Annotated in this window: 21 protein-coding genes; 8 read left to right on the forward strand and 13 right to left on the reverse strand. The window is 61.8% G+C overall.

The genetic code is table 11. The annotated features are described in order from the left end of the window. Positions 1-26 precede the first annotated feature (26 nt). Positions 27-2,360, forward strand: a complete 2,334-nt coding sequence (locus ASE39_RS14210) for a transglycosylase domain-containing protein (protein ID WP_057271581.1) — start codon at positions 27-29, stop codon at positions 2,358-2,360. A 175-nt stretch (positions 2,361-2,535) separates the two neighbouring features. Here ASE39_RS14210 and ASE39_RS26475 read toward each other — a convergent pair whose 3' ends face one another. The 3 genes from ASE39_RS26475 to ASE39_RS14220 form a co-directional block, all read right to left on the reverse strand. After that, entirely contained in the window at positions 2,536-3,099 is a 564-nt protein-coding gene (locus tag ASE39_RS26475) for a hypothetical protein (RefSeq protein WP_140426787.1), read from the reverse strand. Between the two features lie 146 nt (positions 3,100-3,245). Beyond that, positions 3,246-3,797: an NUDIX hydrolase gene (locus ASE39_RS14215; RefSeq protein WP_057271582.1), complete on the reverse strand. Its 552-nt coding sequence runs from the start codon at positions 3,795-3,797 to the stop codon at positions 3,246-3,248. Between the two features lie 123 nt (positions 3,798-3,920). Then, positions 3,921-4,616 carry a fumarylacetoacetate hydrolase family protein gene (locus ASE39_RS14220; RefSeq protein ID WP_057271583.1) on the reverse strand — a complete coding sequence of 232 codons (696 nt, stop codon included), beginning with the start codon at positions 4,614-4,616 and terminating at the stop codon, positions 3,921-3,923. Positions 4,617-4,785: 169 nt separating this feature from the next. Between ASE39_RS14220 and ASE39_RS14225 the strand changes: the two genes are divergently transcribed. From ASE39_RS14225 to pgeF, 3 genes are all read left to right on the forward strand, one after another. Beyond that, positions 4,786-5,241, forward strand: coding sequence for a MarR family transcriptional regulator (locus tag ASE39_RS14225; protein WP_029413102.1), 456 nt, complete (start codon positions 4,786-4,788; stop codon positions 5,239-5,241). 109 nt (positions 5,242-5,350) lie between these two features. Beyond that, positions 5,351-6,019, forward strand: coding sequence for a maleylacetoacetate isomerase (maiA, locus tag ASE39_RS14230; RefSeq protein ID WP_057271584.1), 669 nt, complete (start codon positions 5,351-5,353; stop codon positions 6,017-6,019). Next, entirely contained in the window at positions 6,016-6,891 is an 876-nt protein-coding gene (pgeF, locus tag ASE39_RS14235; RefSeq protein ID WP_057271585.1) for a peptidoglycan editing factor PgeF, read from the forward strand. The genes maiA and pgeF overlap by 4 nt, the downstream gene beginning before the upstream one ends. Here the strand turns inward: pgeF and ASE39_RS14240 are convergent. Beyond that, entirely contained in the window at positions 6,811-7,149 is a 339-nt protein-coding gene (locus tag ASE39_RS14240) for a hypothetical protein (RefSeq protein ID WP_057271586.1), read from the reverse strand. The two genes, pgeF and ASE39_RS14240, sit on opposite strands and share 81 nt — an antisense overlap. A gap of 124 nt (positions 7,150-7,273) precedes the next feature. On the opposite strand from ASE39_RS14240, the gene phaC reads away from it, so the two are divergent. From phaC to phbB, 3 genes are all read left to right on the forward strand, one after another. After that, on the forward strand, positions 7,274-8,974 hold the full coding sequence (gene phaC, locus ASE39_RS14245; protein ID WP_057271587.1) for a class I poly(R)-hydroxyalkanoic acid synthase: 1,701 nt from the start codon (positions 7,274-7,276) through the stop codon (positions 8,972-8,974). A gap of 74 nt (positions 8,975-9,048) precedes the next feature. Further along, positions 9,049-10,227 carry an acetyl-CoA C-acetyltransferase gene (locus ASE39_RS14250; RefSeq protein WP_057271588.1) on the forward strand — a complete coding sequence of 393 codons (1,179 nt, stop codon included), beginning with the start codon at positions 9,049-9,051 and terminating at the stop codon, positions 10,225-10,227. A gap of 329 nt (positions 10,228-10,556) precedes the next feature. Further along, entirely contained in the window at positions 10,557-11,294 is a 738-nt protein-coding gene (gene phbB, locus ASE39_RS14255) for an acetoacetyl-CoA reductase (RefSeq protein ID WP_010458920.1), read from the forward strand. A gap of 483 nt (positions 11,295-11,777) precedes the next feature. On the opposite strand, the gene ASE39_RS14260 is transcribed toward phbB, so the two are convergent. The 6 genes from ASE39_RS14260 to dapC form a co-directional block, all read right to left on the reverse strand. Next, positions 11,778-13,826 (reverse strand): ATP-binding cassette domain-containing protein, encoded by a 2,049-nt coding sequence (locus ASE39_RS14260; RefSeq protein WP_057224517.1) that lies wholly within the window; start codon positions 13,824-13,826, stop codon positions 11,778-11,780. A gap of 111 nt (positions 13,827-13,937) precedes the next feature. Beyond that, positions 13,938-14,873 carry a 50S ribosomal protein L3 N(5)-glutamine methyltransferase gene (gene prmB, locus ASE39_RS14265; protein ID WP_057271589.1) on the reverse strand — a complete coding sequence of 312 codons (936 nt, stop codon included), beginning with the start codon at positions 14,871-14,873 and terminating at the stop codon, positions 13,938-13,940. Beyond that, positions 14,870-16,063, reverse strand: coding sequence for a succinyl-diaminopimelate desuccinylase (dapE, locus tag ASE39_RS14270; protein WP_057271590.1), 1,194 nt, complete (start codon positions 16,061-16,063; stop codon positions 14,870-14,872). Before dapE ends, prmB begins: the two co-directional genes overlap by 4 nt. 49 nt (positions 16,064-16,112) lie before the next feature. After that, complete coding sequence (locus tag ASE39_RS14275; protein WP_010458912.1) at positions 16,113-17,276, reverse strand: PilT/PilU family type 4a pilus ATPase; 1,164 nt, start codon at positions 17,274-17,276, stop codon at positions 16,113-16,115. A gap of 68 nt (positions 17,277-17,344) precedes the next feature. After that, the gene (dapD, locus tag ASE39_RS14280) at positions 17,345-18,178 is read right to left on the reverse strand and encodes a 2,3,4,5-tetrahydropyridine-2,6-dicarboxylate N-succinyltransferase (protein ID WP_010458910.1); all 834 of its coding nucleotides are present in this window, start codon (positions 18,176-18,178) and stop codon (positions 17,345-17,347) included. Between the two features lie 31 nt (positions 18,179-18,209). Then, positions 18,210-19,415, reverse strand: a complete 1,206-nt coding sequence (dapC, locus tag ASE39_RS14285; protein WP_057271591.1) for a succinyldiaminopimelate transaminase — start codon at positions 19,413-19,415, stop codon at positions 18,210-18,212. Between the two features lie 178 nt (positions 19,416-19,593). Between dapC and ASE39_RS14290 the strand changes: the two genes are divergently transcribed. Then, positions 19,594-21,084 carry a methyl-accepting chemotaxis protein gene (locus ASE39_RS14290; protein ID WP_057271592.1) on the forward strand — a complete coding sequence of 497 codons (1,491 nt, stop codon included), beginning with the start codon at positions 19,594-19,596 and terminating at the stop codon, positions 21,082-21,084. 26 nt (positions 21,085-21,110) lie between these two features. On the opposite strand, the gene ASE39_RS14295 is transcribed toward ASE39_RS14290, so the two are convergent. The 3 genes from ASE39_RS14295 to ASE39_RS14300 are packed head-to-tail and all read right to left on the reverse strand — an operon-like array spanning position 21,111 to position 25,430. Then, complete coding sequence (locus ASE39_RS14295) at positions 21,111-23,660, reverse strand: phytanoyl-CoA dioxygenase family protein (RefSeq protein WP_082615449.1); 2,550 nt, start codon at positions 23,658-23,660, stop codon at positions 21,111-21,113. 26 nt (positions 23,661-23,686) lie between these two features. Next, positions 23,687-24,445, reverse strand: a complete 759-nt coding sequence (locus ASE39_RS25940) for a glycosyltransferase family 2 protein (protein ID WP_225584695.1) — start codon at positions 24,443-24,445, stop codon at positions 23,687-23,689. Next, positions 24,438-25,430, reverse strand: a complete 993-nt coding sequence (locus ASE39_RS14300; protein WP_057271594.1) for a GDP-L-fucose synthase — start codon at positions 25,428-25,430, stop codon at positions 24,438-24,440. The genes ASE39_RS25940 and ASE39_RS14300 overlap by 8 nt, the downstream gene beginning before the upstream one ends. Positions 25,431-25,555 lie beyond the last annotated feature (125 nt).

Genomic DNA, 25,555 nt, shown 5'->3' on the forward strand with positions numbered 1-25,555 from the left:
CACTCTCCCCTTTCTCTGGGTTTTTGATGCGCACCTTGCTGCTTTCCTTCCAGGCCCGCGCCGCGGCCCTGTTCCGCTGGCTGGCCGGCCTGTTTGCCTGGATGCCCCGCCCGCTGCGCCGCGCGCTGATGTGGGGCGCCCTGGCGCTGCCCGCCACCGTGCTGGTGTACACACTGGCGTTGATCCCGTTCACCCCCTCCATCAGCGACATCCGCAAGGCCAAGAGCGAGCTGCCCGCGCAGCTCATGTCGGTGGATGGCAAGCTGCTGGCCGAATACCGCTGGGCCAACCGGGAATGGGTGGAACTCAACCAGATATCTCCCAACGTGGTGAATGCGCTCATCGCCACCGAAGACCACCGTTTCTACGACCACTTCGGGCTCGACTGGCGGCGCACGGCGTCGTCGGTGGTGCACACGCTGCGCGGCGACCCGCAGGGCGGCTCCACCATCACGCAGCAGCTGGCGCGCAACCTGTTCCCAGAGGAAATCGGGCGCTCGCGCGTGTTCCCGCAGGCCCTCACGCGCAAGCTCAAGGAGGCGATCACGGCGGTCAAGATCGAGGTTTCGTACACCAAGGACGAGATCCTGGAGACCTACCTCAATACCGTGCCGTTCCTGTACAACGCATTCGGCATCGAGATGGCGGCACGCACCTATTTCGACAAATCGGCCGACAAGCTCAATGTGCTGGAAAGCGCCACGCTGATTGGCATGCTCAAGGGCACGGCCTACTACAACCCCGTGCTCAACCCCGAGCGTGCCCAGGCGCGGCGCAACACCGTGCTGTCGCAAATGGTCAAGCGCGGCAAACTGGAGGAAAAGCAGCTGGAGGCGCTGCAAAAACGCCCGCTGCGCGTCAATTTCGAGCGGCAGACCGAGGTCATGGGCCCCGCACCGCACTTTGCGATGCAGCTGCGCAAGCAGCTCATCGCCTGGGCCGACAGCAACGGCTACAACCTGTACTCCGATGGCCTGGTGATCCGCACCACCATCGACTCGCGCCTGCAGGCCATCGCCAACCAGGCGGTAGCGCGCCAGGGGCGCCAGCTGCAGGGGGTGGCCGACACCGCCTGGTCCCAGCGCAATGGCTGGGGCCCGAAGAGCGAACTGGTGCAGACGCTGGTGCGCGAAAGCGCCGAATACCGCGCCGCCGTGGACAAGGGCCAGGCCCCCGAAGAAGCGTTGCAGGCGCTTCTGGATGACACCACCTTCCTGCAAAAGCTGCGCGCCGAGAAGACGCGCGTGCAGGCCGGGTTCCTGGCGCAGGACCCGGTCACCGGCCATGTGCTGGCCTGGGTGGGCAGCCGCGATTTTGCGCAAGACCCGTTTGACCATGTGCAGGCGGCGCGGCGCCAGCCTGGCTCCACGTTCAAGCCCTTTGTGTATGGCGCGGCGTTTGCCAGCGGCGCGTCGCCCGACGACACGCTGATGGACGCGGCCGTGGAAATCCCCCTGGGCGGAGGCCGCGTGTGGCGCCCCACCGATGGCGGTGCGCCCAGCGACCAGCCCATGACGCTGGGCGATGGCCTGGCGTTCTCCAAGAACACCATCACCGCGCAGGTCATGCAGCAGGTGGGCCCCGCCCGTGTGGCCGAGGTGGCGCGGGCCCTGGGGGTGCGCCAGTCGCCGCTGGAAGAGGTGCCGTCCCTGGCGCTGGGCACCAGCCCGGTCACCCTGAAAGAAATGGTGACGGCCTACAGCTCCATCGCCAACCTGGGCCGCTATGTGGAGCCGGTGTTGATCACCCGCATCGAGGACCGCCACGGCAAGGTGCTGGAGACCTTTGCCCCCTCAGCCCCTGAAGAAGTTTTCGAGCCGCGCGCAGCGCAGACCCTGCGCAACGCCATGCGCGGCGCCATCGACAAAGGCACGGCCACCGCGATCCGCAGCCGCTACGGCATCCAGGCCGATGTGGCAGGCAAGACCGGCACCACGCAGGACAACACCGATGGCTGGTTCATCCTGATGCATGCGCGCGTTGTGGCCGGTGCCTGGGCGGGCTTCAACGACGGCCGCATCACGCTGCGCAGCGACCACTGGGGGCAGGGCGCCCGCAGTGCGCTGCCCATGGTGGGCGAATTCATGCAGCAGGCGATCCGTGCCAAGGTGATCAACGGCAACGACCGTTTTGTGGACGAGTTTGTGGATGCCCCACCACCCCCCGCCGATGGATCGCTGGGTGCCATGCGCGACTGGATCCGAGGGCTGTTCGGGGGCAATCCGCAATCCCCGCCTGTTCCGGCACCCTGGCCTGGTACTCCGCCCCGGCCCGGCAGCGATGGCCTGCCACCGGTGACGACAGACCCAGCCGGTTCATCGAGGCCGCCTGTGCCGCCCGAGGAGCGGGTGGGCGGGTAGGCGACATATCTCGGTTTGGCCTGTGCCTTGCAATCCCGAAAGATCTGTCGGACAGTATTTCTACGCAGACCATGTTGCGAATTTCGCTACAGCGAGGGTTCTGATTTGCGTGACTATGGTGGCACCTACAGGTAGGTTTGATGCCACGCGGCAATGAGGGCGCTCGGTTATCTATCTATCGCTCAAAATAATTGACTGGGGGAACGTCAAACCGCCCACCACATCCAGATTCTGTCAGCGTACTGATGGATACCGAGGTCCATGCCCGTCCCTCCTTGGGATAACCATAGGCACATACGCCAAATCGGTAGGATGCGAAGTTTTTCCCCATTTCTGGGAGGCCTTCGTAGAGCGTTTTGTCCACGTGCAAGATCACAGCCGCATCGGTTTCCTTGTTTGGATTCCTCAAGGCCGTTGCCAGCGCAGTGCGTTGGGCCTCAGGCACTTCTGTCATCCAATTGTCGGCATTCCTGACGGGGAATGGTTTATTGCCCACGTAACGCACCTCCAGCAACGCATCGCCCGTGGAAGTTTCGGAAAAGAAAGCCATCCCATGGTTGTTGCTGATTTCCGGGTTGACGACGGCACAGGCAACAATCGGTTCATCTTTCGATGCCCAGCCCGCCGACGACACATTGAGAAGCTGGCTGGCTGGAAATTGACGAATGATGCAAGCATCTGAGGTCGCAAAAGCGGCCTGTGATAACAACGTCAGTGAAAGAATAACTGGGTATTTCATATTGGGCTTGGTGATGAGATTTACCAAATATCAATGGGGAGCGATTCGCTGCATGCCTTGAGCGTCGTTACTATGCATTGCGCGTACTCCATTCAGCGCAAGCAGTGCCTGGCATTTGTTATCAAGGGTATCTGTAGTGGCAGGCCTCACTCGATATCAATGCAGTGCAGCCCAAAGCCACCCGCCTTGCGGTCGGCAAAGTAGCATTCCAGCGTTTCCTTCACGGTGCGAAACGCGAGTTCGTCCCACGGTACCTCGTCTTCGGCAAACAGCCGGGCCTCGATGGTTTCGTAGCCGGGGTTGAACTGGTCGCTCAGCAGCGTGGCGCGGTAGAACAGGTGCACCTGGCCCACGCGGCGCACGTTGAGCAGGCTGAACAGCGGGCCCATTTCAATCTGTGCGCCAGCCTCTTCATCGGTCTCGCGCGCGGCGCCCTGGGCCGTGGTTTCGTCCAGCTCCATGAAGCCTGCGGGCAGCGTCCATTTGCCCCAGCGCGGCTCGATGTTGCGCTTGCACAGCAGGATGCGGCCATCGGGCAGCGCGGGCACTGTGCCCACCACGTTGAGCGGGTTCTCGTAGTGCACCGTGTTGCAGACGGGGCACACCGCGCGCTGCTTGGTGTCGCCATCGTCCGGCAGGCGGTAGACCACGGCGGTGCCACAGGCGCGGCAGTGTTTGATGGGGCTGCGGAAGGTCATCGGAGGATTTTCTGGATCAAATAGGCTGCAAGCGCTTGTCGTATAAGCGCTGGAAGCTATGAAAAGCATAGTGTCGGGGCTGCGCACCCGGGCCAGGGTCGCGTGGCGCCCTGGCCGGGGGCGTCACACCACGCTCAGCCGCAACGTGCCCAGGCCCTCGACGCCACCCTCCAGTACATCGCCGCGCACCACGGCGCCCACGCCTTCGGGGGTGCCGGTGTAGATCAGGTCGCCGGGCTGCAGCTCCCACGCGGCCGAAAGGTGCTCGATGGTTTCGGCAATGTTCCAGATCAGCTGCGCCACGGTGCTGCGTTGCTTGTCCGCTCCGTTGACCTGCAGCCAGATGGCCGCCTTGGCCACGTCGCCAGCCTGCGCCGCGGGGGTGATGGGGCCAATGGGCGCGCTGGCGTCAAAGCCCTTGCCGATGCACCAGGGGCGGCCCTGTTTCTTCATGTCGTTCTGCAGGTCGCGGCGCGTCATGTCCAGGCCCACGGCGTAGCCATAGATGTGTGTGAACGCATCGGCGGCGGCGATGTTTTTGCCACCCTTGCCGATGGCCACGACCAGCTCGATCTCGTGGTGCAGGTTGGCCGTGAGGGTGGGATAGGGCAGTTGGCCTGTCTCGCCCGCGTTGACCACCACGATGGCATCGGCGGGCTTCATGAAGAAGAAGGGTGGCTCGCGGCCGGTGAAGCCCATTTCCTTGGCATGCTCTTCGTAGTTGCGGCCCACGCAATAAATGCGGTGCACGGGAAAGCGGTCGCCGCTGCCCACCACGGGCACGCTGGCCACGGGGGCGGGAGAAAACACGTAGCTCATGTCAGCCTCTCGAATTTCTGGGTTCAATGGAAATGAATGATTGCCGGACGGCGCGGATGCCAGGGCATGGACTGTGTCGCAAAAACCCCGGGTTGGACCCGGCGCGGCCTCGGTGTGGCAGTGTGCCATGGGCGCAGGCCGTCTGCTGTGGGGCGCTACACTCGCGCCCATGGCAAAGAGCTTCGATTTCCACAACACGCCAGGCCACCTGGTGCGCCGTGCCCACCAGCGAACCGTGGCGCTTTTCATGGAAGAAACTGCGGGGTTTGACGTGACGCCGGTGCAGTTCGCCATCCTGCATGAATTGCTGGCCCGGCCCGGTGAAGACCAGGTCACGCTGGCGTCCCGCGTGGCGTTTGATGCGGCCACGTCGGGCTCGGTGATCGGGCGGCTTGAAAAGCGCGGCTGGATTCGTCGAGAGCCTGATACCGGCGACCGCCGCCGCAAGTTGCTGTGGATCACCCCGGAGGGCGAAGTGGCCGCGCTGCAGATGCGTGATGCCGCCCAGCGCGTGCAGGAGCGGTTGATGGCTCCGCTCAATGCGCAGGAGCGCGTCGATCTGATGTCCATCCTGTCCAAGGTTGTCTACAACCACCAGGACCCCGCGGGAGCGTCGGGCGCCTGACGGACCGCGCGCGGGGCGGCGCCAAGGCCAGCGCACTGCGCGCCAGCTGTAGCTGCGGTGCCCCGCCCGCCACGTTTTTGACCCTTCCATTCAACAACGGATTTCTTGCATGCAGCTCTACAACTACTTCCGTTCTTCCGCCTCGTTCCGCGTGCGCATTGCGTTGCAGATCAAGGGCCTGCCTTATGACTACATCCCCGTGCACCTCCTCAAGGGCGAGCACCATGCCCCCGAATACGCCAGCCGCGTCGGCGATGCGCTGGTGCCCTTGATGGTGACGGACGACGGGGCGGCGCTGTCGCAGTCGATGGCCATCATCGAATACCTGGAAGAAACCCATCCCGCGCCAGCCCTGCTGCCCCCGACCCCGCTGGCACGTGCGCGTGTGCGTGCGCTGGCCCAGATGGTGGCGTGCGAGATCCATCCCCTGAACAATCCGCGTGTGCTCAAGTACCTGGTACGCGAGCTGAAGGTGGAGGAAGACGCCAAGAACGCGTGGTACCGCCACTGGGTGCGCAACGGGCTCGAGGCCTTTGAGCGCCAGCTGGCGCTGCTGGCGCAAGCGCGCGCAGCCCAGGGCCTGGCCCCTTCTGTGCTGTGCTGGGGCGACACCCCCACGCTGGCCGATTGCTGCCTCGTGCCGCAGATCTTCAACGGCCGGCGCTTCAACGTGAACCTGGAGGGCTTGCCACTCACGATGGGCGCATTCGACGCCTCCATGGCGCTGCCCGCCTTCCAGAAGGCCCAGCCTTCAGCCTGTCCGGACCACGAAGCTTGAGCCCCCACGAAGGCCCTTTGGCTGCGGCCGATTGCCTGGTGCCCGACTGGCCCGTACCCCCGGGCGTGCGCGCACTGTGCACCACCCGTGCGGGCGGGGTGAGCCTGCCGCCCTATGACAGCCTGAACCTGGGTACCCATGTGGGGGACAACCCCGCTGCGGTACACACCAACCGCCTGCGGCTGCAATCCACGGTGGGCACTGCGCCGACGAGCGCACGGCCAGTGTTTCTGAACCAGGTGCACGGCGATGGCGTGGTGCACCTGGATGGCAGCACGCCTGACGGCATCGACGCCGATGCCTGCGTGGCCACTGCGCCCGGAGTGGCCTGCACCATCATGGTGGCCGACTGCCTGCCGGTGCTGTGGGCCCACCGCTCGGGCCAGATGGTGGCGGCAGCGCATGCAGGGTGGCGCGGGCTTGCCGGAGTGGGCGGGCAGGGTGTGCTGGAAGCAGTTTTCAAGCGTTTTGAGGCCCTGGCGCTGGATGGGAAAGCGCTGGGTGCTATTAAAAATGGAGCAATCAATCGTGCTCCAGCGCTCGCCCAGGACATGCTGGTCTGGCTGGGGCCCTGCATTGGCCCCCAGGCCTTCGAAGTGGGGCCCGAAGTGCGCGCAGCATTTTGCGAGGCGAATCCGGCTTCAGAGACGTGTTTTATGCCGAGCGGCGATGTCCGGGGCAAATACCTGTGCGACCTGGCCGGACTGGCACGGCTGCGGCTGCAGGCCCTGGGAATCACCCACATCCATGGTAACGACGGCACATCATCCTGGTGCACCGTGACCAACGCCTCACGGTTCTTTTCGCACCGCCGCGACAGCGCTGCCCTCGGCGGCAGCGGGCGCTTCGCCGCCTGCATCTGGCGCAGCTGAACCAAGTAATTCAGGGGTGGCTGCGGCAGCAGCGGCGGCCTGCCCGGCATCGTAGGCCGCTTGTTCCGCAGCCTCACGTGCCTTGATCGCCCGCTTGCGGGAAGGTGTGCCAAGGATGTACACCAGAATGCCCATGGGCAGCAGGCCATACAGCGCAAAGGTGATCACGGCGCCCAGCACCGTGCCATTGGGGCTGGTGGCTTCGGCCACCGCCATCATGAGGGTGACGTACGTCCAGGCGATGACGATGAGGTACATTGGTTTGTGTTCACTGGAAGGGTTGAATCCGTTGCCATGTGCAAAGGGCTCGGCAACAATGAACCCGAGAGATAAAAAACCAGAAGCTTTGCCGCTGCGAGCGACCAATCAATGAGGAAAGAGCATGAATTCTGAATCACCCTGGGCCGAGAGCGCCGAGCAGTTCCAGAAGATTTTCGGGCAAAGCTGGTCGCAGGCGCTGCAGTCGTTCCAGAAGCTGGACATGGGTACCCAGGTACCAGCAGCACCACCCCTGAAATTTTCGCCCACCAAGCTGCAGTCCCTGCAGCAGCAGTATCTGAAAGACGCGCAGGAACTCTGGGCCCAGGGCCTGCAAGGTGCTCCTGAAGTCAAGGACCGCCGCTTCTCCGGTGAGGGCTGGGCCAGCAACCCCGTTGCCGCGTTCTCGGCCGCAGCCTACCTGCTCAATGCCCGCACCCTCATGGGCCTGGCCGATGCGGTGGAGTCCGATGAAAAAACCAAGGCCCGCATCCGCTTTGGCGTGGAGCAGTGGATGGCCGCCATGGCACCCAGCAACTTCCTGGCCTTCAACGCCGAAGCGCAGAAGAAAGCCATCGAGACCAAGGGCGAAAGCATTGCCAAGGGCATGCAGAACCTGCTGCACGACATCACCCAGGGCCACGTGTCGATGACCGACGAAAGCCTGTTCGAGGTGGGCCGCAACGTGGCCACCACCGAAGGTGCCGTGGTGTTCGAGAACGAATTGTTCCAGCTGCTCGAATACAAGCCTCTCACCGCCAAGGTCTACGAGCGCCCGTTTCTGCTGGTGCCGCCGTGCATCAACAAGTTCTACATCCTCGACCTGCAGCCCGAGAACTCGCTGATTCGCTACGCCGTCGACCAGGGCCACCGCACCTTTGTGGTGAGCTGGCGAAACCCCGACGACAGCCTGGCCCACAAGACCTGGGACGATTACGTGGAAGACGGCGCCATGGCCGCCATCGACGTGGTGCAGAACATCACGGGCGCCGATCAGATCAACGCGCTGGGCTTTTGCGTGGGCGGCACCATTCTGAGCAATGCGCTGGCCGTGCTGGCAGCGCGTGGCGATGAGCCCGCGGCCAGCGCAACGTTCTTGACCACGCTGATCGACTTCACCGACACCGGCATCCTCGACGTGTTCATCGACGAGGCTTTCGTGAAGTTCCGAGAGATGCAGATGGGCAAAGGCGGCCTCATGAAGGGGCAGGACCTGGCCTCGACCTTCAGCTTTCTGCGGCCCAATGACCTGGTGTGGAACTACGTGGTGGGCAACTACCTCAAGGGCGAAACGCCACCCCCTTTCGACCTGCTGTACTGGAACAGCGACAGCACCAACCTGCCGGGCCCGTTCTATGCGTGGTACCTGCGCAATTTCTACCTGGAAAACAGCCTGGTAAAACCCGGCAAGCTCACGGTGTGCGGCGAGAAGATGGACCTTGGCAACCTCACGCTGCCCGTCTACATCTACGGCTCGCGCGAGGACCACATCGTGCCCATCAATGCCGCCTATGCCTCCACCCAGGTGCTGCCCGGCAAGAAGCGTTTCGTGATGGGGGCCTCGGGCCACATCGCGGGCGTCATCAACCCACCCGCCAAAGGCAAGCGCAGCCACTGGATCCGCGCCGATGGCAAGCTGCCCGCCACGCTCGACCAATGGCTGGACGGCGCCACCGAACACTCCGGCAGCTGGTGGACCGACTGGGCCGGCTGGCTCAAAGGCCATGCAGGCAAGCAGATTGCAGCGCCCAAGGGCTATGGCAAGGGCACCAAATTCAAGGCCATCGAGCCCGCACCTGGCAGCTATGTGAAGCAGAAATCCTGATACGCAAAAGTCCTGACTTTCAGCACTGCGAGAATTACCAAGCAACCAACAACCTCCAATCACAAGGACATTCCATGGAAGACATCGTCATCGTTTCGGCCGCCCGCACCGCTGTGGGCAAGTTTGGTGGTGCGCTGGCCAAGACGCCTGCGACCGAACTGGGCGCCATCGTGATCCGCGAAGCCATCGCGCGCGCGGGCCTCTCGTCCGACCAGATTGGTGAGGTCATCATGGGCCAGGTGCTGGCGGCTGGCGTGGGCCAGAACCCTGCACGCCAGGCCTCGATGAAGGCCGGTGTGGCCAAGGAAACCCCGGCGCTCACGATCAACGCAGTGTGCGGCTCCGGCCTCAAGGCCGTGATGCTCGCCGCCCAGGCTGTGGCCTGGGGCGACAGCGAGATTGTGGTGGCCGGTGGCCAGGAAAGCATGAGCCTGGCACCGCACGTGCTGCCAGGCTCGCGTGACGGCCAGCGCATGGGCGACTGGAAGCTGGTCGACACCATGATCGTCGACGGCCTGTGGGACGTGTACAACCAGTACCACATGGGCATCACGGCTGAAAACGTGGCCAAGGCCCACGGCATCACGCGCGAAATGCAGGACGCCCTGGCATTGGGCAGCCAGCAAAAGGCCGCCGCCGCGCAAGACGCCGGCAAGTTCGTGGATGAAATCGTGGGTGTGAGCCTGGCGCAGAAGAAGGGCGACCCCATCCTGTTCAACGCGGATGAATACCTGAACCGCAAGACCAACGCTGAAGCGCTGGCAGGCCTGCGTCCCGCGTTTGACAAGGCGGGCAGCGTGACCGCTGGCAACGCATCGGGCCTGAACGATGGCGCAGCCGCCGTGGTGGTGATGAGCGCGAAGAAGGCTGCCGCCCTGGGCCTCAAGCCCCTGGCTCGCATTGCAGCCTTTGGCACCAGTGGCCTGGACCCCGCCACCATGGGCATGGGCCCCGTGCCCGCATCGCGCAAGGCCTTGCAACGCGCGGGCTGGAACGCTGCCGATGTGGATCTTTTCGAACTGAATGAAGCCTTTGCTGCGCAAGCCTGCGCCGTGAACAAGGAGCTGGCGATTGATCCGGCCAAGGTCAATGTGAATGGTGGTGCCATCGCCATCGGTCACCCCATCGGCGCCTCGGGTTGCCGTATCCTGGTGACGCTGTTGCACGAAATGCAGCGCCGCGATGCCAAGAAGGGTCTGGCGGCGCTCTGTATCGGTGGCGGCATGGGTGTGTCACTGGCCTTGGAGCGTTAACACGCGCCTTTTCGCACCTGTGGTTTAGCTGTTTCTCGGGTGCAAGGCCAAAATCAAAGCCGCGTTGCGACGCGGCTTTTTTGTTCCTGGTGGCGGCAGCCCCAACTTCAGGGGAGAACGTTGTCGCAAGATGTTTCTCTTTTCTTTCCGATGAACTGCAGGCTGCAGCCTGCACCAAAACCGTGATTGGAAAAGGGGCCTGGTACGTCAGGTGTGCGATGCATGGCGATATGCCAAAAAGAAAAGGGCTTCAGTGTTTTCCTTCACGGCAGTGGTGAATTTCTTCGGTAGAGTGGCTGCTGAGCAAATCACCAACAAGGAGAAATCACATGAGCCAGAAAGTTGCATACGTCACCGGCGGCATGGGCGGCATCGGGACTGCCATTTGCCAGCGCCTGCACAAGGAGGGCTTCAAGGTCATCGCAGGTTGTGGCCCTACCCGTGACCATGCCAAATGGCTGGCGGAGCAAAAAGCCCTGGGCTACACCTTCTATGCGTCGGTGGGCAATGTGGGCGATTGGGACTCCACGGTGGAGGCTTTCGGCAAGACCAAGGCCGAGCACGGCACCATCGACGTGCTGGTGAACAATGCTGGCATCACCCGTGATCGCATGTTCCTCAAGATGTCGCGCGAAGACTGGGATGCAGTGATTGAAACCAACCTCAACAGCATGTTCAACGTCACCAAGCAGGTCGTGGCCGACATGGTGGAAAAGGGCTGGGGCCGCATCGTCAACATCAGCTCGGTGAATGGCGAAAAGGGCCAGGCGGGCCAGACCAACTACTCGGCAGCCAAGGCCGGTATGCATGGCTTCTCGATGGCCCTGGCACAAGAACTGGCCACGAAGGGTGTGACGGTCAATACGGTGAGCCCTGGCTACATCGGCACTGACATGGTCAAGGCGATCCGTCCTGACGTGCTCGAAAAGATCGTGGCCACTGTTCCTGTCAAGCGCCTGGGTGAACCCAGCGAAATCGCTTCGATCATTGCGTGGCTGGCTTCGGAAGAAGGTGGCTACGCGACCGGTGCCGATTTCTCGGTCAACGGCGGTCTGCACATGGGTTGATGCCCTGAGGCTTCAGAAAAACAAAAACCCCGCATTGCGGGGTTTTTTGTTGAAAGGAGCAAGAGGGAAGGGGCTGCCGGGTATCTTGCTTCGATGGGCCTATGAAATGGGCCATTCGGTGGAAACACATACCGTGCCTTGGTACGTTTTGTGCTTCACTTTGGTGGCGGGCATTGGGTTGGCCTACGAATTTCGAGAATTGGCTGCCACGCCTTCAGAAGCGGGCTGGAGCGCGCTTGCGATCGCGTTCGTCTTCGGGCCAAGCGGACAAGATTGCGGTGGTATTCATGCTGAAAAACTCCTGTGATGTACCAACAACGCGGTCAATCCACAGTCCGTTGACAGCGCTTCGCAAAAAAATGCAACCGCAAGTGCCCGCACATTGAGAATGTAGTTTGCTACGAAAAAAGAAGCATAAAATTGTTTCTACATAAGCGAAAGAGCCACAAAATGTGGCCCTTTCAATTACATCAAATTACATTTTTATCCTGCAACCGACGCCGAAATTTCTTCCAGTGCAGAAGAAATTTCCAGCCACCGCTCCTCCAGTTGGGCCGTCTCGTCATTTCCCGCCTTGAGGGCGCGGCCACATTCTGCGATCTCGGCAGGGGCAAGGGCTTGGGTGAGCTTGTGCTCCAACGCGGTGCGCTCAGCCGCCAAGGCAATCAGGCGCTTGTCGATGTGTTCCAGCTCTTTTTTGAGGGGCCGGGTTACTTCCGCCTGCTGTTGGCGCGCCTGGGCATCGAGCTTGCGCTGCTCTCGTCCATCCCGTGACGGTAATGCGGTCGGAGCTGGCGCAGGCACCGGTGCGGCGACAGGGACTGGATTGGCAGTGGGTGAAGGTGCTGCGGCCAATGGAGGCGCAGAACTCGCCACCGAGGTCTGTGCCTGCTCGGCCAGGCGTGCCTCTTCGCGCAGGCGCTTGGACTCTTCGAGCAGGTAGCGCTGGTAGTCGTCCAGATCGCCATCGAAGGGGCCTACAACACCTCGTCCCACCATCCAGAAGTCCTCGCAGACCGAGCGCAGCAGCGAGCGGTCGTGGCTGACCAGCATGACGGTGCCGTCGAAGTCGTTGAGCGCCATGGCCAACGCCTCGCGGGTGGCCAGATCCAAGTGGTTGGTAGGCTCGTCAAGCAGCAGCAGGTTGGGGCGCTGCCAGACGATCATGGCCAACACCAGGCGGGCCTTTTCGCCACCGCTCATGGTGCCCACGGCCTGCTTTACCATGTCGCCCGTGAAATTGAACGTGCCCAGATAGCTGCGCAGGTCCTGTTCGCGGCTCGGCTGTTTGAGGTCGGGGCCTAGCTCCTTGGCGAGGCGGATCATGTGCTCCAGCGGATTTTCTGCAGGGCGCAGCACGTCGAGTTCCTGCTGCGCAAAGTAGCCGATGTTCAGTCCCTTGCCCTCGGTCACGCTGCCGCCCAGGGCTTTCATGGTGCGGGCGATGGTTTTGACCAGGGTGGACTTGCCCTGGCCGTTGGCCCCCAGGATGCCGATGCGCTGGCCGGCCAGCACCGAGCGGTTGACGCCCGTGAGGATGGTGGTGGGCGTGCCTTCGTCGTCCACATAGCCGAACGATGCATCGCTGATGGCCAGCATCGGGTTGGGCAGGTTGGCCGGTTCCTTGAATTCGAACGTGAAGTCGGCCTCGGCCAGCACCGGTCCAATCTTCTCCATGCGTTCGAGCTGCTTGACGCGGCTTTGCGCCTGCTTGGCCTTGCTGGCCTTGGCCTTGAAGCGGTCGATGAACTTCTGCAGGTGGGCCATCTTCTCCTGCTGCTTGGAGAAGCTGGCCTGTTGCAGTTCAAGTTGCTGCGCGCGCAATTCTTCGAATTTGCTGTAGTTGCCGCCGTAGCGGTTCAATTCGCCTTGCTGGATCTGCAGGGTGACGTTGGTGATGGCATCCAGAAACTCGCGGTCATGGCTGATCACGATCATGGTGCCTGCGTAGCGCTTGAGCCAGGCTTCGAGCCAGACCAGGGCATCCAAGTCCAAGTGATTGGTGGGTTCATCCAGCAGCAGCAGGTCGCTGGGGCACATCAGCGCGCGTGCCAGCTGCAGGCGCATCCGCCAGCCGCCAGAGAAGCTGTTGACCGGCTGGTCCAGCTCGCTGACCCGAAAGCCCAGGCCCAGGATCAGCGCCTGTGCGCGTGCGACCGCATCGTGCGCGCCGGCATCGTGCAGGTCCGAGTAGGCGTGGGCGATGGCCATGCCGTCGTCGCTGGCCTCGGCTTCTACCAGTTGGCGTTGCACCTCGGCCAGGCGCGTGTCCCCCTCCAGCACAAACTCGGTGGCCGGCTGGTCGGTTTCGGGCATGTTCTGCGCAACCTCGGCCATGCGCCAGCTGGTGGGGATGTAGAAATCCCCCCCGTCTTCGTGCAGCTTGCCGCTGAGCAAGGCGAAAAGGCTGGACTTGCCCGCGCCATTGCGGCCCACAAGTCCAACGTTTTCGCCAGGGTTGATGGTGGCGGAAACGCTGTCGAGCACGACTTTGGCGCCGCGTCGCAAGGTAACGTTCTTAAGGGTGATCATCCGGAGCTCAGAAAAAAGCGCACCCGCGCTGGGCGGGTGGCATGAAAAAGCAGGGGGCCAGGGCCGTTGCAAACGGTGCAACCGATGCAAAAGGCGGTGGCGCGCAACCCTCTATTGTGCCGTGAGCCGGGATTGGGCGGTCAAAGCCTGCCGGGTCACCAGTAAAACCTGGTCTTCGCCAGCACTGGTATCGAGCCAGAAAACAGGCAGTTGGGGGAACGCGGCTTCGAAGTAGGCCCGCTCGTTGCCGATCTCCAGAATGATCACCGCATCCTCGCTCATGCAGGCCGGAGCCGCAGCGAACAGCTGGCGCACGAAATCCATGCCATCGTTGCCACCGGCCAGGGCCAGCTCGGGTTCTGCGCGGTATTCGGCGGGCAACGCTGCCATGCTGGCAGCGTTCACGTAGGGCGGATTGCACAGGATCAGGTCCCAGGGCCCAGGCAGTGCAGTGAGACCATCGGAGAGTTGCAGCTGGATGCGGTCTTGCAGGTTGTGTCTGTCCACATTGATGCGTGCCACGGCCAGCGCATCGGCTGAAATGTCAGCACCCGTCACCTGAACCTCCGGCCAGGCCATGGCCGCCAGCACGGCCAGGCTGCCGTTGCCGGTGCAAAGGTCCAACACCCGGTGGGTGTGGTCGCTCAGGTACTCGTCGGCACCACCATCGACCAGCAACTCTGCGATGAAGCTGCGCGGGACAATGGCGCGCTCATCGACGTAAAAGGGCACGCCTTGCAGCCAGGCCTCCTGCGTGAGGTAGGCGGCGGGTTTGCGGGTGCGGATACGCTCTTCAAAAAGTATAGCTACTCGCGCTTGATCGGCGGGCGCTACGGGTTGATTTTTGATGGAATCAGGGGCGTCCGACAGGTCACTGTCCAGCGGCAGGCCCAGGCGCCACAAGACGAGCCAAGCGGCTTCGTCGTGCGCGTTGGTTGTGCCGTGGCCGAAGGAGACGCCTGCTGCCACCAGGCATTGCGCACCGGATTCCACCAGGGTACCCACGGTATTGCCCGCCGGAATGAGGGGTTGCTGCTGCACACTCATGCCGACACCTTGCCCAATGCAAGGGCCTGGGCCTGCAGGTTCTCTAGCGTGCGGCGGTAGATGTTCTTGAGCGGTTCGATGTCGGCCACGACGATGTGCTCATCGATCTTGTGGATGCTGGCGTTGGGGGGCCCGAGCTCAATCACCTGGGGACACACCTGGGCAATGAAGCGGCCGTCGCTGGTTCCGCCGGTGGTAGAGAGTTCGGTGGTCAGACCGGTCTCTGCCGTGATGGCCTGCTGCACGGCCGTGACCAGCTCGCCCGGGGTGGTCAGGAAGGGTTGGCCGCCCAGCGTCCAGCGCAGGTCGTATTCGAGACTATGGCGGTCCAGCAATGCGTGTACACGCTGCTGCAGGCCTTCGGCGGTGGATTCGGTGGAGAAGCGGAAGTTGAAGTCCACCACCACATCGCCTGGAATCACATTGGTGGCGCCGGTACCGCCATGTATGTTGCTGATCTGCCAGCTGGTGGGCGGGAAAAACGCGTTGCCTTGGTCCCACACGGTAGCCGCCAACTCCGCCAAGGCGGGCAGGGCCTGGTGGATGGGGTTGCGCGCCAGTTGCGGGTAGGCGATGTGCCCCTGGATGCCGCGCACGGTGAGCTTGCCGCTGAGCGTGCCGCGCCGTCCGTTCTTGATCATGTCGCCGGTTTTTTCGACAGAGGTGGGTTCCCCCACGATGCAGTAGTCGAGCGTTTCGCCGCGTGCCTTGAGCTGCTCGATCACGACCTTGGTCCCATCCACCGAGGGGCCTTCCTCGTCGCTGGTCAGAAGGAAGGCCAGCTCGATCTTCGGATCGGGCGTGGCCGCCAAAAACTCCTCCACGGCCACGACGAAGGCAGCGATGGAGGTTTTCATGTCGCTGGCGCCCCGGCCATAGAGCTTGCCGTCTTTGTGGGTGGGGATGAACGGGTCGCTGCTCCATTGGGTCAGGGGGCCCGTGGGGACCACATCGGTGTGGCCTGCAAATACTATGTTTTTGATAGCTATTTCCGCTTTCCCATCAAGCGCTACGGGCCTTTTTGCCCATAAATTGCTGACCCGGAAGTCTGCCGGGCCACTGTCCAGCCGTTCACACACAAAACCCAATGGCACCAGTCGCGCTGCCAGCAGGTCGAGGCAACCCGCATCCTCTGGGGTGATGGAGGGCAGGGAGATGAGCTGTTCGGCGAGGTGCAGGGTGCGGGACATCAGAGGCGTCGAAAAAGGGGAGGGAGGGTGCCGAAGGCGACTCAGGGAGTCACGCTGCGGGCTTGACATCCAGCACGATCTCGGTGAACGAAGGTGCATCGTCGGGTGTGTCCCGCGCTTCCTTCTGGGCCTTGGCAGCGTTGGCGGCCAGGGAGAAGTCGTTTTGCAGGCGCCACATCAGGTTGGTGGGCGAATCGGCATACGACATACCTTCCTTGCGGTCGATCTTGGCATCCATGATGAGTCGGGCCAGCGCTTCCTCAAAGGTCTGCGAGCCTTCCGCCATGGATTTTTCCATGGCTTCCTTCACGCCGGAGAAATCGCCTTTTTCGATCAGGTCGGAAACGAGCTTGGTGTTGAGCATGACCTCTACCGCAGGTGCGCGGCTCCCGTCGATGGTGCGCACCAGCCGCTGGGAGATGATGGCCTTCATGGCGGATGCCAGGTCACCCAACATGGTGGGGCGGACTTCGACAGGATAGAACGACAAGATCCGGTTGAGCGCGTGGTAGCTGTTGTTGCCGTGCAGCGTGGCCAGGCACAGGTGACCCGACTGGGCGTAGGCAATGGCGGCCGACATGGTTTCGCGGTCGCGGATTTCGCCGATCAGGATCACGTCGGGCGCCTGGCGCAGCGCGTTCTTCAGGGCGGTCTGCAGCGACTGGGTGTCGCTGCCGATTTCGCGCTGGTTGACGATGGACTTCTTGTTCCTGAACTGGTATTCGACCGGGTCTTCAATGGTGAGGATGTGGCCCGTGAGCGCTTCGTTGCGGGTGTCGATCATCGACGCCAGCGAGGTGCTCTTGCCCGAGCCCGTGGCGCCGACCATCAGGATCAGGCCACGTTTTTCGAGGATCAGTTCGCGCAGCACGGGCGGCAGGCCCAGGGAGTCGAATTCGGGAATCTGCTGCGAGATGAAACGGATCACCACCGCATAGCTGCCACGTTGGCGCATGGCGCTCACCCGGAAGCGGCCCACACCACTGAGCGGCACCCCCATGTTGAGTTCGCCGGTTTCTTCCAGCTCCTCAATGCGGTCCGGGGGAACCACCTCGGAGAGCAGGTTGCGCGGCGCGTCGGGCGGCAGGATCTGGTTGTTGATCGGCACGCACTCGCCGTTGATCTTGATCAGCGCCGGGGCATTGGCCGACAGGTAGACGTCTGATGCCTTTTTTTCGCTCATCAGGCGAAGAATCCGCTCCATCGTGCTCATGGTGTTTCCCTCTTGTTGTCGGTATCTGTCGGCGGGCAGGCGGGAGGGCCTGCCCCCAGGGTGCGCTGTCAGTCGCGCAGCAGGTCGTTGATGCTGGTCTTGGAGCGGGTTTGCGCGTCCACCTGCTTGACAATGATGGCAGCGTACATGCTGTACGGCGTGCCGTTGGCAGCGGTCTTGGGCAGGTTTCCGCTGACCACCACCGAACCCGATGGCACGCGGCCATAGCTGATTTCGCCTGTGGCGCGGTTGAAGATGGGGGTGCTCTGGCCCAGGTATACGCCCATGCCCAGCACCGAGTTTTCTTCGACGACCACGCCTTCGACCACTTCGGAGCGGGCCCCGATGAAGCAGTTGTCTTCAATGATGGTGGGGCCGGCCTGCAGGGGCTCCAGCACGCCGCCAATGCCCACACCACCCGAGAGGTGCACGTTGGAGCCGATCTGTGCGCACGAGCCCACAGTGGCCCATGTATCAACCATGGTGCCTTCGCCCACATAGGCGCCGATGTTCACGTAAGACGGCATCAGGATCGCGCCCTTGGCGATGAAGCTGCCACGGCGGGCCACGGCGGGTGGCACCACACGCACGCCAGTGGCCTTCATTTCTTCTTCGGTCAGGTGCGCGAACTTGGTCTGCACCTTGTCGTAAAAGCCCAGGTCACCGGCCTTGACGACTTCGTTGTCCTTGAGTCGGAACGACAGCAGCACGGCCTTCTTGATCCACTGGTGCACCGTCCATTGGCCCACGCCCTCGCGCGTGGCCACGCGCAGGGTGCCGTTGTTCAGCTCGGCGATCACATGCTCGACAGCGTCCTGGATCTCCTTGGGGGCGGCGGCGGGCGAGAGGCTGGCACGGTTGTCCCAGGCGTTGTCGATAAGGGTTTGCAGTTGTTGGGTCATGTTGTTGTCAGTCAGTCTCTAGGTCTGTCGGTCAGGCAGTACGGGATTGGATGAATTGCACGATGCGCAGCGCGGCTTCCGCGCATTCTTCGGTTTCTGCCACGAGGGCCATGCGAATGCGTTGGGCACCAGGGTTGCTGCCCTGGGCCTCGCGGGCCAGGTAGCTGCCAGGGAGCACCGTGACATTGTATTGAGCCAGAAGGGCTCGCGCGAACTCGGCGTCATCCATGCCCAGCGCGTCGGGAACCTTGGCCCACAGGTAGAAGCCGGCATCCGGAAGGGCGACTTCCATCACGCCCGCCAGCAGGGGGGTGACCTGGGCGAACTTCTTGCGGTAGCGCATGCGGTTTTCCACCACATGCTGCTCATCACCCCACGCGGCAATGCTGGCTGCCTGCACGATGGGGCTCATCGCGCTGCCGTGGTACGTGCGATACAGCAGAAAGGACTTGATCAACGCGGCGTCGCCTGCCACGAAACCGCTGCGCATGCCGGGAACGTTGCTGCGTTTGGAGAGGCTGGTGAAGGAGATCAGGTTTTTGTAGTCGCTGCGGCCGAGCTGGTCTGCAGCCTGCAGGCCCCCCAGCGGTGGTTCATCGCGGAAGTAGATTTCGCTGTAGCACTCGTCCGAAGCGATGACAAAGCCATGGCGGTCGCTCAGTTCAAACAGCTTCTTCCACTCACTCAGCGGCATGACGGCGCCGGTAGGGTTGCCGGGCGAACATACGAAGAGCAACTGGGTCCGCTGCCACACCGTCTCCGGCACTGCGTCCCAGTCCACGGCGAAGTTGCGTTCCGGATCGCTGGCCGCGTAGTAGGGTTCGGCGCCCGCCAGCAAGGCTGCGCCTTCATAGATCTGGTAGAACGGATTGGGGCAGACCACCAGTGGTCGACCCCGCGAAGGGTCGATGACGGTCTGGGCAAAGGAGAAAAGCGCTTCGCGTGAACCATTCACGGGCAGCACCTGGGTGGCTGGGTCCAGCGCAATGGCATACCGCAGATCCAGCCAGCGGGTGAAGGCCTCGCGCAGCCCCAGTTCACCTGCCGTGGCGGGGTAGCTCGCCAGTCCACTGAGGTTGTTACTGAGTGCATCCTTGATGAACTGCGGTGTAGGATGGCGTGGCTCGCCCATGCCCAGACTGATGGGGCTGTAGGCGGCCGGGGGCGTGACCCCCGCAAAGAGCTGTCGCAGCCGCTCGAAAGGGTAGGGCTGGAGATGGGAAAGCAGGGGATTCATGGGGCGCCATTATGGGCGATGGTCCCCCGATCAGTCCGGCGCTGGAGCGGGTGTGGTCTGCATGGTTTGGCCGACACGAACCCCCGCAGCGGCGATACACCTTGTGGTCTGTCAATCCGCCGTAAGTGCATGCACCTAGGATTCGTGCCATTTGGCAAGAACGATAAGAGGAGACACGATGTCAGGATTCCTACCGCTGCGTCCGGGGCTCTGGTGGATGCGCAGGTGGCATTTGCCTGGCAAGCTGCTCTCGTTGAGCCTCCTGGTAGGGGCTGCGTTGGCCATTGCTGCGTTTGGGGCACCCTGGTGGTTGCTTGCGCTGGGTGGGTTCGTCGTGGCGTATGCGCTGCTGGTGCTTTACATCAGCCTTTCGACAGACCTCGCAGGCTTGGCACAAACCATTGAGTTGACCCAGGTCGGAGATCTGCGTGCGCAGCCCCGCCGAGACTACGGGCAAGACGAGGTGGGCGATATGGCGCAGTCGCTTGAGCGCATGGTGATCACCCTTTCGTCGATGGTGGCCGATATCCGCAGCAATGCAGCGCTGGTCGCCCATGCTGGGCAGAGCCTGGCCGAGGGCAACCGCTCGCTGGCCGACCGCACCGAGCAACAGGCCGCCAACCTGGAGCAGACCGCAGCCAGTGTGGAGCAACTGTCATCTGCGGTGCAGAACAACGCCCAGACTGCCCACAGTGCGGATGCACGGGCCGCGCAGGTGCGGGACGCGGCCGACGTGGGCGCCCAGGCCATGGCGCGCGCTGTGCAGTCGGTCGAAGCCATTCAGCAAGGCGCGCGCCGCATGACCGAAATCATCGGCGTGATCGACAGCATTGCGTTTCAGACCAATATCCTTGCCTTGAACGCTGCAGTCGAGGCTGCGCGCGCAGGAGAGCAGGGCCGTGGTTTTGCTGTGGTGGCGGCAGAGGTGCGCACGCTGGCCAAACGATCCAGTGACGCAGCGCACGAAATCCGCGAGTTGATTGGTGCCTCGGTCAGCCAGGTCGAAACCAGTGCCGGCCTGATCCGGTCAGCCGGGGAGGGCATCTCCGACATGGCCGGGGGCATTCGCAGCGTTGCGGCCAGCATGAGCGAGATCTCCGGATCGAGCGCCGAGCAAAGCACGGGGCTGCGCGAGGTAAGTGCTGCGGTGCAGCAACTGGACCAGATCACCCAGCACAACGCCCAGATGGTGGGCCATGCCGTGCAACAGGCCGAGGCCCTCGAAAACCGCGCATCCACCTTGTCGCGTGCGGTCTCCGCATTCCGTTTGCAGCAGGGCACGGCCGAGGAGGCCGTGGTGTTGGTGGGCAGGGCCGTGGCATTGCACAAGAGCAGCTCGCGGGATCAGTTCCTGCGCAGCATCACTGACAAGAACCAGCCGTACCACGACCGGGATATGTACGTGTTTGTGCTCGACACGGCAGGTACCTACCTTGCCTTTGGGGGCAACACCGCCAAGGTGGGGACGCGTGTGCAGGACATCCCCGGCATTGCGGGCGACCGGCTCGTGAGTGACATTGTTTCTCAGGCGGACCGTGAGCCGGGATGGGTGGAATACGACATCACCAATCCCTCCACGGGCGTGGTGCAGACGAAGATGTCTTATGTCAGCCGCGCAGGCGATCTGTATGTGGGATGCGGGGTGTACAAGGCACTTGCGGCACGCTGAGTTGCCGGGTCTTTGGCACGGCCAATTCACCCAAGCAGCCTGCGATACCAGGCTGCAGGTGGTGGTACAGGGTTTGTTGCGCTGGGCGCCTCAGGAGCCACTTTGGGTGTATCAATGGGCATGAGCGCTATTCGGCGAATTCCCAATCCAAGGGAGCGCTTGTCCGTGCTCTCCGGATTCAGATCGCAGGGTCGTACCAGGGATGAACCCAGGAGTGCCACCCGCACCCGGTCGGTACGGCTTCGCAAGACCGCGTCGGGAACGTGTGCCTCCAGGACGAGCGTATCACCCACCTGTTCGTGTCTGAGGGCAATCGCTTGCCCATTCACCATCAACTGAAGCTCGCTGACGGCCGCCATCGTCAGCATGTGAATGACCTCTAGCCGCAGCCGATGATCGCCGCCAGCCGTGGGGCGGAAGTCAATCCACGCCTCGGGCTCCAGACCTGTCCAAGCGAAGTGGCGTTGCCCCTCGGCCTCGCGCACATGCCAGCCCCTTCCAGGGATGGGGCGGTCAAAGAGGTAGTCTTGCCCTGGTGGCAATGAATCGAGCCAATGGGAATCGGGTTCGTCCAAGGGCGCTTGAAGGTACCGGTTGAAGCCCATGCGGTCTTCGCCCCGCAACATGACGCAGGGAAAAGGTTCGCTGACCTTTGCGATGGGGACCGTGACTCTGACAGCCAATCCAAGCCTGTGTTCCGTAGTCCGGTTGGGGTTGGAGTGATGCAGCAGCCGTTCGTTGAAGAGAAAAAACTGACCGGGTTCCAGCACCATGGCCAACTTGCTGGTCTCGTCCACGTAGTCAGGGTCTGAAGCGATGCCTCCGAACCGAAGGCTTTTGGCAGGATCGGTATCGACGGCCGGAGGGATGATCTGCCGGTGCGAACCCGGGATGATTTCCACACACCCATTTTCCAGCGTTGCCGGCGTAATCGCCAGCCAGGCTGAAATGTTCAGGATGGGTTCCATGTTCCAGTTGTAGTGATCCTGGTGCCATGGGTATTCCTCTTGCTGTTCTGGCCGGGCAGGAGGCTTGTTGAACAGGTTGGAATTCCACAGAACGAGATCCGGCCCATAGAGAGAAGCCATGCGCTCCACAATGGCCGGAGCCGAGCACATTGCATAGACCGCCTTGCTGTCGAGATGCCGCACGCGCAGGCCAAACGGGCAATAGGGCGTAGGTGTCGGCAACACCCGCTCAGACACCGTTTTGCGGAATTGTTCCATTTCGTGGGGCGTGAATGCCGTGAACGGCCCCACATAGCCCTGTGTCCGGAATTGCTCAATTTCTTCGGGAGACAAAGAGAAAGAGACTTCAGCGGTGTCTTTGTTCATGGGTGCTTGCGTAGAAATGTCAGTCAATTGCGGCGTCGCGCTGTCGTGCTGGTTGGCAGGAACGCGCTCCATCAGCTCGGCCAATCGAGCGTAGGCGGCCCGCCCCACACTGACCTGCTGCCGCGCCGCTTCCAGCAATCGCGGCCGTTCGGACACGGCTGCACCCCACACATCCTGTATGGCGGTGGCCAGGTGCGCAGCAGTGTCCTCCCGATCCAGAAATACGATGCGGCAGGCGGCGCCAAACTGGGCTTGAAGCCCTTGCATTTTCGACCGGTAGTGCGGAGACGCCACCAGCGCGATCACCGAAACGCCTTGCGATAGCGCGAACACCGCTGCGTGGTAACTGCCGGTAATGACCATTCGGCATGCACCGATCTCCCGCACCACGTCCTGCGGCGTCGAGACGAGGCTGGGGACGTATTGGATACCAGCAATGCCCTGGAGGAGAGAGGCAATGGCGTCAGGGTCTGAAGGCCCGGAAAGCGAAATGGGCACACCGGTAATGGGCACACCCAGGCGTGCAATGGCAAGGCCCAACCCTTCGCGCAGACGCAAAAGGGTACTGGCATCAACACCAGCGTAGTCCGCTTGGCGGACATTGATACCCAGAGATTCGCCCAACATGGAAGGGCGCAAGTCAAACGCCAGCTCAATCGCCTCGTCTGCGGCCACGATCAAGCGTTGTTCTGGAACACCGTGGGATCTCGCCACCATCGGACTTTGCTGGGATTCTCGGCACACGACCAGACTCAGAAGAGGAAATACGCCCACCATCTTCTGAGAAAGGCTGCGAACGCTGAGAGGTTCAAATCCACAGCTCAAAATAATTGCCGGCTTGCCAAGCTGGATACCCGCTTCCAGCGTATGCAAAATGGCTTCTGCCTGGTTAGAAAAATCATCACTGAAATATCCGCCCCCCGTCGCTATCACCATGTCGCAGTCCATCAAGGCGGACACAATGCGCGCGGTGTCAGAGGATGCTTGGGTTTCCGGGTTCTGTGAATTCGCATCGAGGCTGATCAGTGACAGGGGGGCGCGTTCCTCGGTCAGCTCCAATGCCATGACCTCGGGACAGTCCTTCTTGAGCAAGGCAGCATTGCGAGTTATCCAATGAATTTGACAATCAGGCCAGAGATACCGCAAGCGCTGAAAAATGACTTGGTAGATTGCCCTGTCTCCCAAATTGTCATTGTTGGAAAAATAGTTTCCAGAATCGACCAGAATTCGATGAGATGCCATTTTATGGTGCCGAAACTAATTTGAAATCAGTGTTTCATCATGGATCGATACCAAACCGAGTATGGTTGGGCGATCCACCACTTTAGGGGCAATCGACCATAATGTCGACGCACTACGCCCATGGCCTCCCGATAATGCTCCTTGCGCCGAGTGCTGGTCTTTGTGGCATCGTGCTCACGGTTGGTTGCGACAAAGGAATCCACAAATTTCAATGGCCCCAATATTTTGTAGAGGCGCCACCAAAGGTCGTAGTCCATGGTCATATGCAATGACTCGTCCACGCCTCCAACGGCATTCCATGCCGTTCGGCGAATCAATGCCCCGGGTTGCGAAACAATACAAAATTGAGCCATCCACCACTCGCTAAAAGGTCGGACCAGCACAGGGCGGGTTTTTCCGGTACTTTCCGCATAGTTCCACACCCGCCCATAGACCATTGGAGCGGCAGGGTTCAATTGCAACGCTTCGACCAGATTTTTCAGAGCACCTGGCAATAACCAATCATCGCTATTGAGCCAGCACACAAAAGGCGCGCTTCCTTTTGCAATTGCCTCATTGATGGCCGATGATTGCCCCATATCCTTGCAACTTCGCCAACCCGCAAGTTGTGTTTCCCAACGGCGGATGACCTCGATCGATTCGTCGGTGGAACCGCCATCTGCGACATAGACCTCGACCGGGACGTTTTGCGCAAATATGGACTCCAGCGCCGCATTCAGGTAGCGCCCCTGGTTATAGGAGGGCACGGCTACCGTCACCAAAGGCTTATCCACAGGATCATCCATTGGCACGTTGCAGCGTTGAAACGTAGTCCTGATAGACCATGGTCAACCCGTGCTGTAGCCCAACCTGGGCACGCCAGCCCAATCCTTGCAAGCGGCTCACATTCAGGAGCTTTCGCGGCGCGCCATCCGGCTTGGCGGAGTCAAATTCGATCTTCCCTGTGTATCCCACCACTTCGCCGATCAACTGGGCAAGCTCTCGAATGGGCAGGTCTTCGCCAGTCCCTAAATTGATGTGGGACAACCGGGGTTGTGTGCAGGCGTTATAAACCGATTGATCCAGATTCATGACATGGATGCAGGCTGCTGCCATGTCGTCGACATAAAGAAATTCGCGTCGCGGCGCACCAGTTCCCCAGATCACAACACTGGAGGACCGGGCTAATTTTGCCTCGTGAAAACGACGGATAAGTGCCGGTATGACATGGCTGTTTTCTGGATGGTAGTTGTCGCCCGGGCCATAGAGATTGGTGGGCATCACGCTGCGATAATCGGTGCCATATTGCCGGTTGTAGGACTCACACAGCTTGATGCCTGCAATCTTGGCGACGGCGTAGGGTTCGTTGGTCGGCTCCAAAGTACCGGTCAGCAGCGCCTCTTCAGCCATAGGCTGGGACGCAAGCCTGGGATAGATGCAACTGGATCCCAGGAACATCAGGCGTTGAATGCCCGCACGCCATGCCTCATGCACGACGTTGGCCTCAATCATTAAGTTTTGGTAAATGAATTCTGCGGGATAGGTATTGTTGGCATGTATACCCCCCACCTTGGCCGCCGCAAGATAGACATGGGCGGGTGCTTCAGCCTGGAAAAAGGAACGCACATCGGCCTGACAGGTCAGATCGAGTTCGGCATGGGTGCGTGTGATGATCTCGACATTGCCCCGTTGCTCCAGCGCCCGCACGATGGCTGAGCCGACCATGCCGGAGTGGCCGGCCACATATACCCTCTCGGACCGGGTCGTTGGGCTTAACTTGATCGCGTTCATAGGCCGGACCCCGGTGCTTCTTCTCCCGATTGGAGCAGTCCAGTCATCTTCCAATTTGCTTCACTTCTCATTTCCAATTCCTTGGTCTTGGACTCCGTCCAATTCGCCTATCACTGCGTTGATGT

The organism is Acidovorax sp. Root267, assembly GCF_001429215.1.
Lineage (GTDB): Bacteria > Pseudomonadota > Gammaproteobacteria > Burkholderiales > Burkholderiaceae_C > Acidovorax > Acidovorax radicis.

Excerpts from the sequence above, each read along its gene's own strand:
- phbB (WP_010458920.1), top strand. The coding sequence starts at position 10,557 with ATGAGCCAGAAAGTTGCATACGTCACCGGCGGCATGGGCGGCATCGGG.
- dapD (WP_010458910.1), bottom strand. The coding sequence starts at position 18,178 with ATGACCCAACAACTGCAAACCCTTATCGACAACGCCTGGGACAACCGT.
- maiA (WP_057271584.1), top strand. The coding sequence starts at position 5,351 with ATGCAGCTCTACAACTACTTCCGTTCTTCCGCCTCGTTCCGCGTGCGC.
- ASE39_RS14210 (WP_057271581.1), top strand. The coding sequence starts at position 27 with ATGCGCACCTTGCTGCTTTCCTTCCAGGCCCGCGCCGCGGCCCTGTTC.
- ASE39_RS14215 (WP_057271582.1), bottom strand. The coding sequence starts at position 3,797 with ATGACCTTCCGCAGCCCCATCAAACACTGCCGCGCCTGTGGCACCGCC.
- ASE39_RS14250 (WP_057271588.1), top strand. The coding sequence starts at position 9,049 with ATGGAAGACATCGTCATCGTTTCGGCCGCCCGCACCGCTGTGGGCAAG.
- phaC (WP_057271587.1), top strand. The coding sequence starts at position 7,274 with ATGAATTCTGAATCACCCTGGGCCGAGAGCGCCGAGCAGTTCCAGAAG.
- ASE39_RS14220 (WP_057271583.1), bottom strand. The coding sequence starts at position 4,616 with ATGAGCTACGTGTTTTCTCCCGCCCCCGTGGCCAGCGTGCCCGTGGTG.
- ASE39_RS14225 (WP_029413102.1), top strand. The coding sequence starts at position 4,786 with ATGGCAAAGAGCTTCGATTTCCACAACACGCCAGGCCACCTGGTGCGC.
- dapC (WP_057271591.1), bottom strand. The coding sequence starts at position 19,415 with ATGAATCCCCTGCTTTCCCATCTCCAGCCCTACCCTTTCGAGCGGCTG.
- dapE (WP_057271590.1), bottom strand. The coding sequence starts at position 16,063 with ATGTCCCGCACCCTGCACCTCGCCGAACAGCTCATCTCCCTGCCCTCC.
- ASE39_RS14295 (WP_082615449.1), bottom strand. The coding sequence starts at position 23,660 with ATGGCATCTCATCGAATTCTGGTCGATTCTGGAAACTATTTTTCCAAC.
- ASE39_RS14260 (WP_057224517.1), bottom strand. The coding sequence starts at position 13,826 with ATGATCACCCTTAAGAACGTTACCTTGCGACGCGGCGCCAAAGTCGTG.
- ASE39_RS25940 (WP_225584695.1), bottom strand. The coding sequence starts at position 24,445 with ATGGATGATCCTGTGGATAAGCCTTTGGTGACGGTAGCCGTGCCCTCC.
- ASE39_RS14240 (WP_057271586.1), bottom strand. The coding sequence starts at position 7,149 with ATGTACCTCATCGTCATCGCCTGGACGTACGTCACCCTCATGATGGCG.
- prmB (WP_057271589.1), bottom strand. The coding sequence starts at position 14,873 with ATGAGTGTGCAGCAGCAACCCCTCATTCCGGCGGGCAATACCGTGGGT.
- ASE39_RS14275 (WP_010458912.1), bottom strand. The coding sequence starts at position 17,276 with ATGAGCACGATGGAGCGGATTCTTCGCCTGATGAGCGAAAAAAAGGCA.
- ASE39_RS14300 (WP_057271594.1), bottom strand. The coding sequence starts at position 25,430 with ATGAACGCGATCAAGTTAAGCCCAACGACCCGGTCCGAGAGGGTATAT.
- ASE39_RS14290 (WP_057271592.1), top strand. The coding sequence starts at position 19,594 with ATGTCAGGATTCCTACCGCTGCGTCCGGGGCTCTGGTGGATGCGCAGG.
- ASE39_RS26475 (WP_140426787.1), bottom strand. The coding sequence starts at position 3,099 with ATGAAATACCCAGTTATTCTTTCACTGACGTTGTTATCACAGGCCGCT.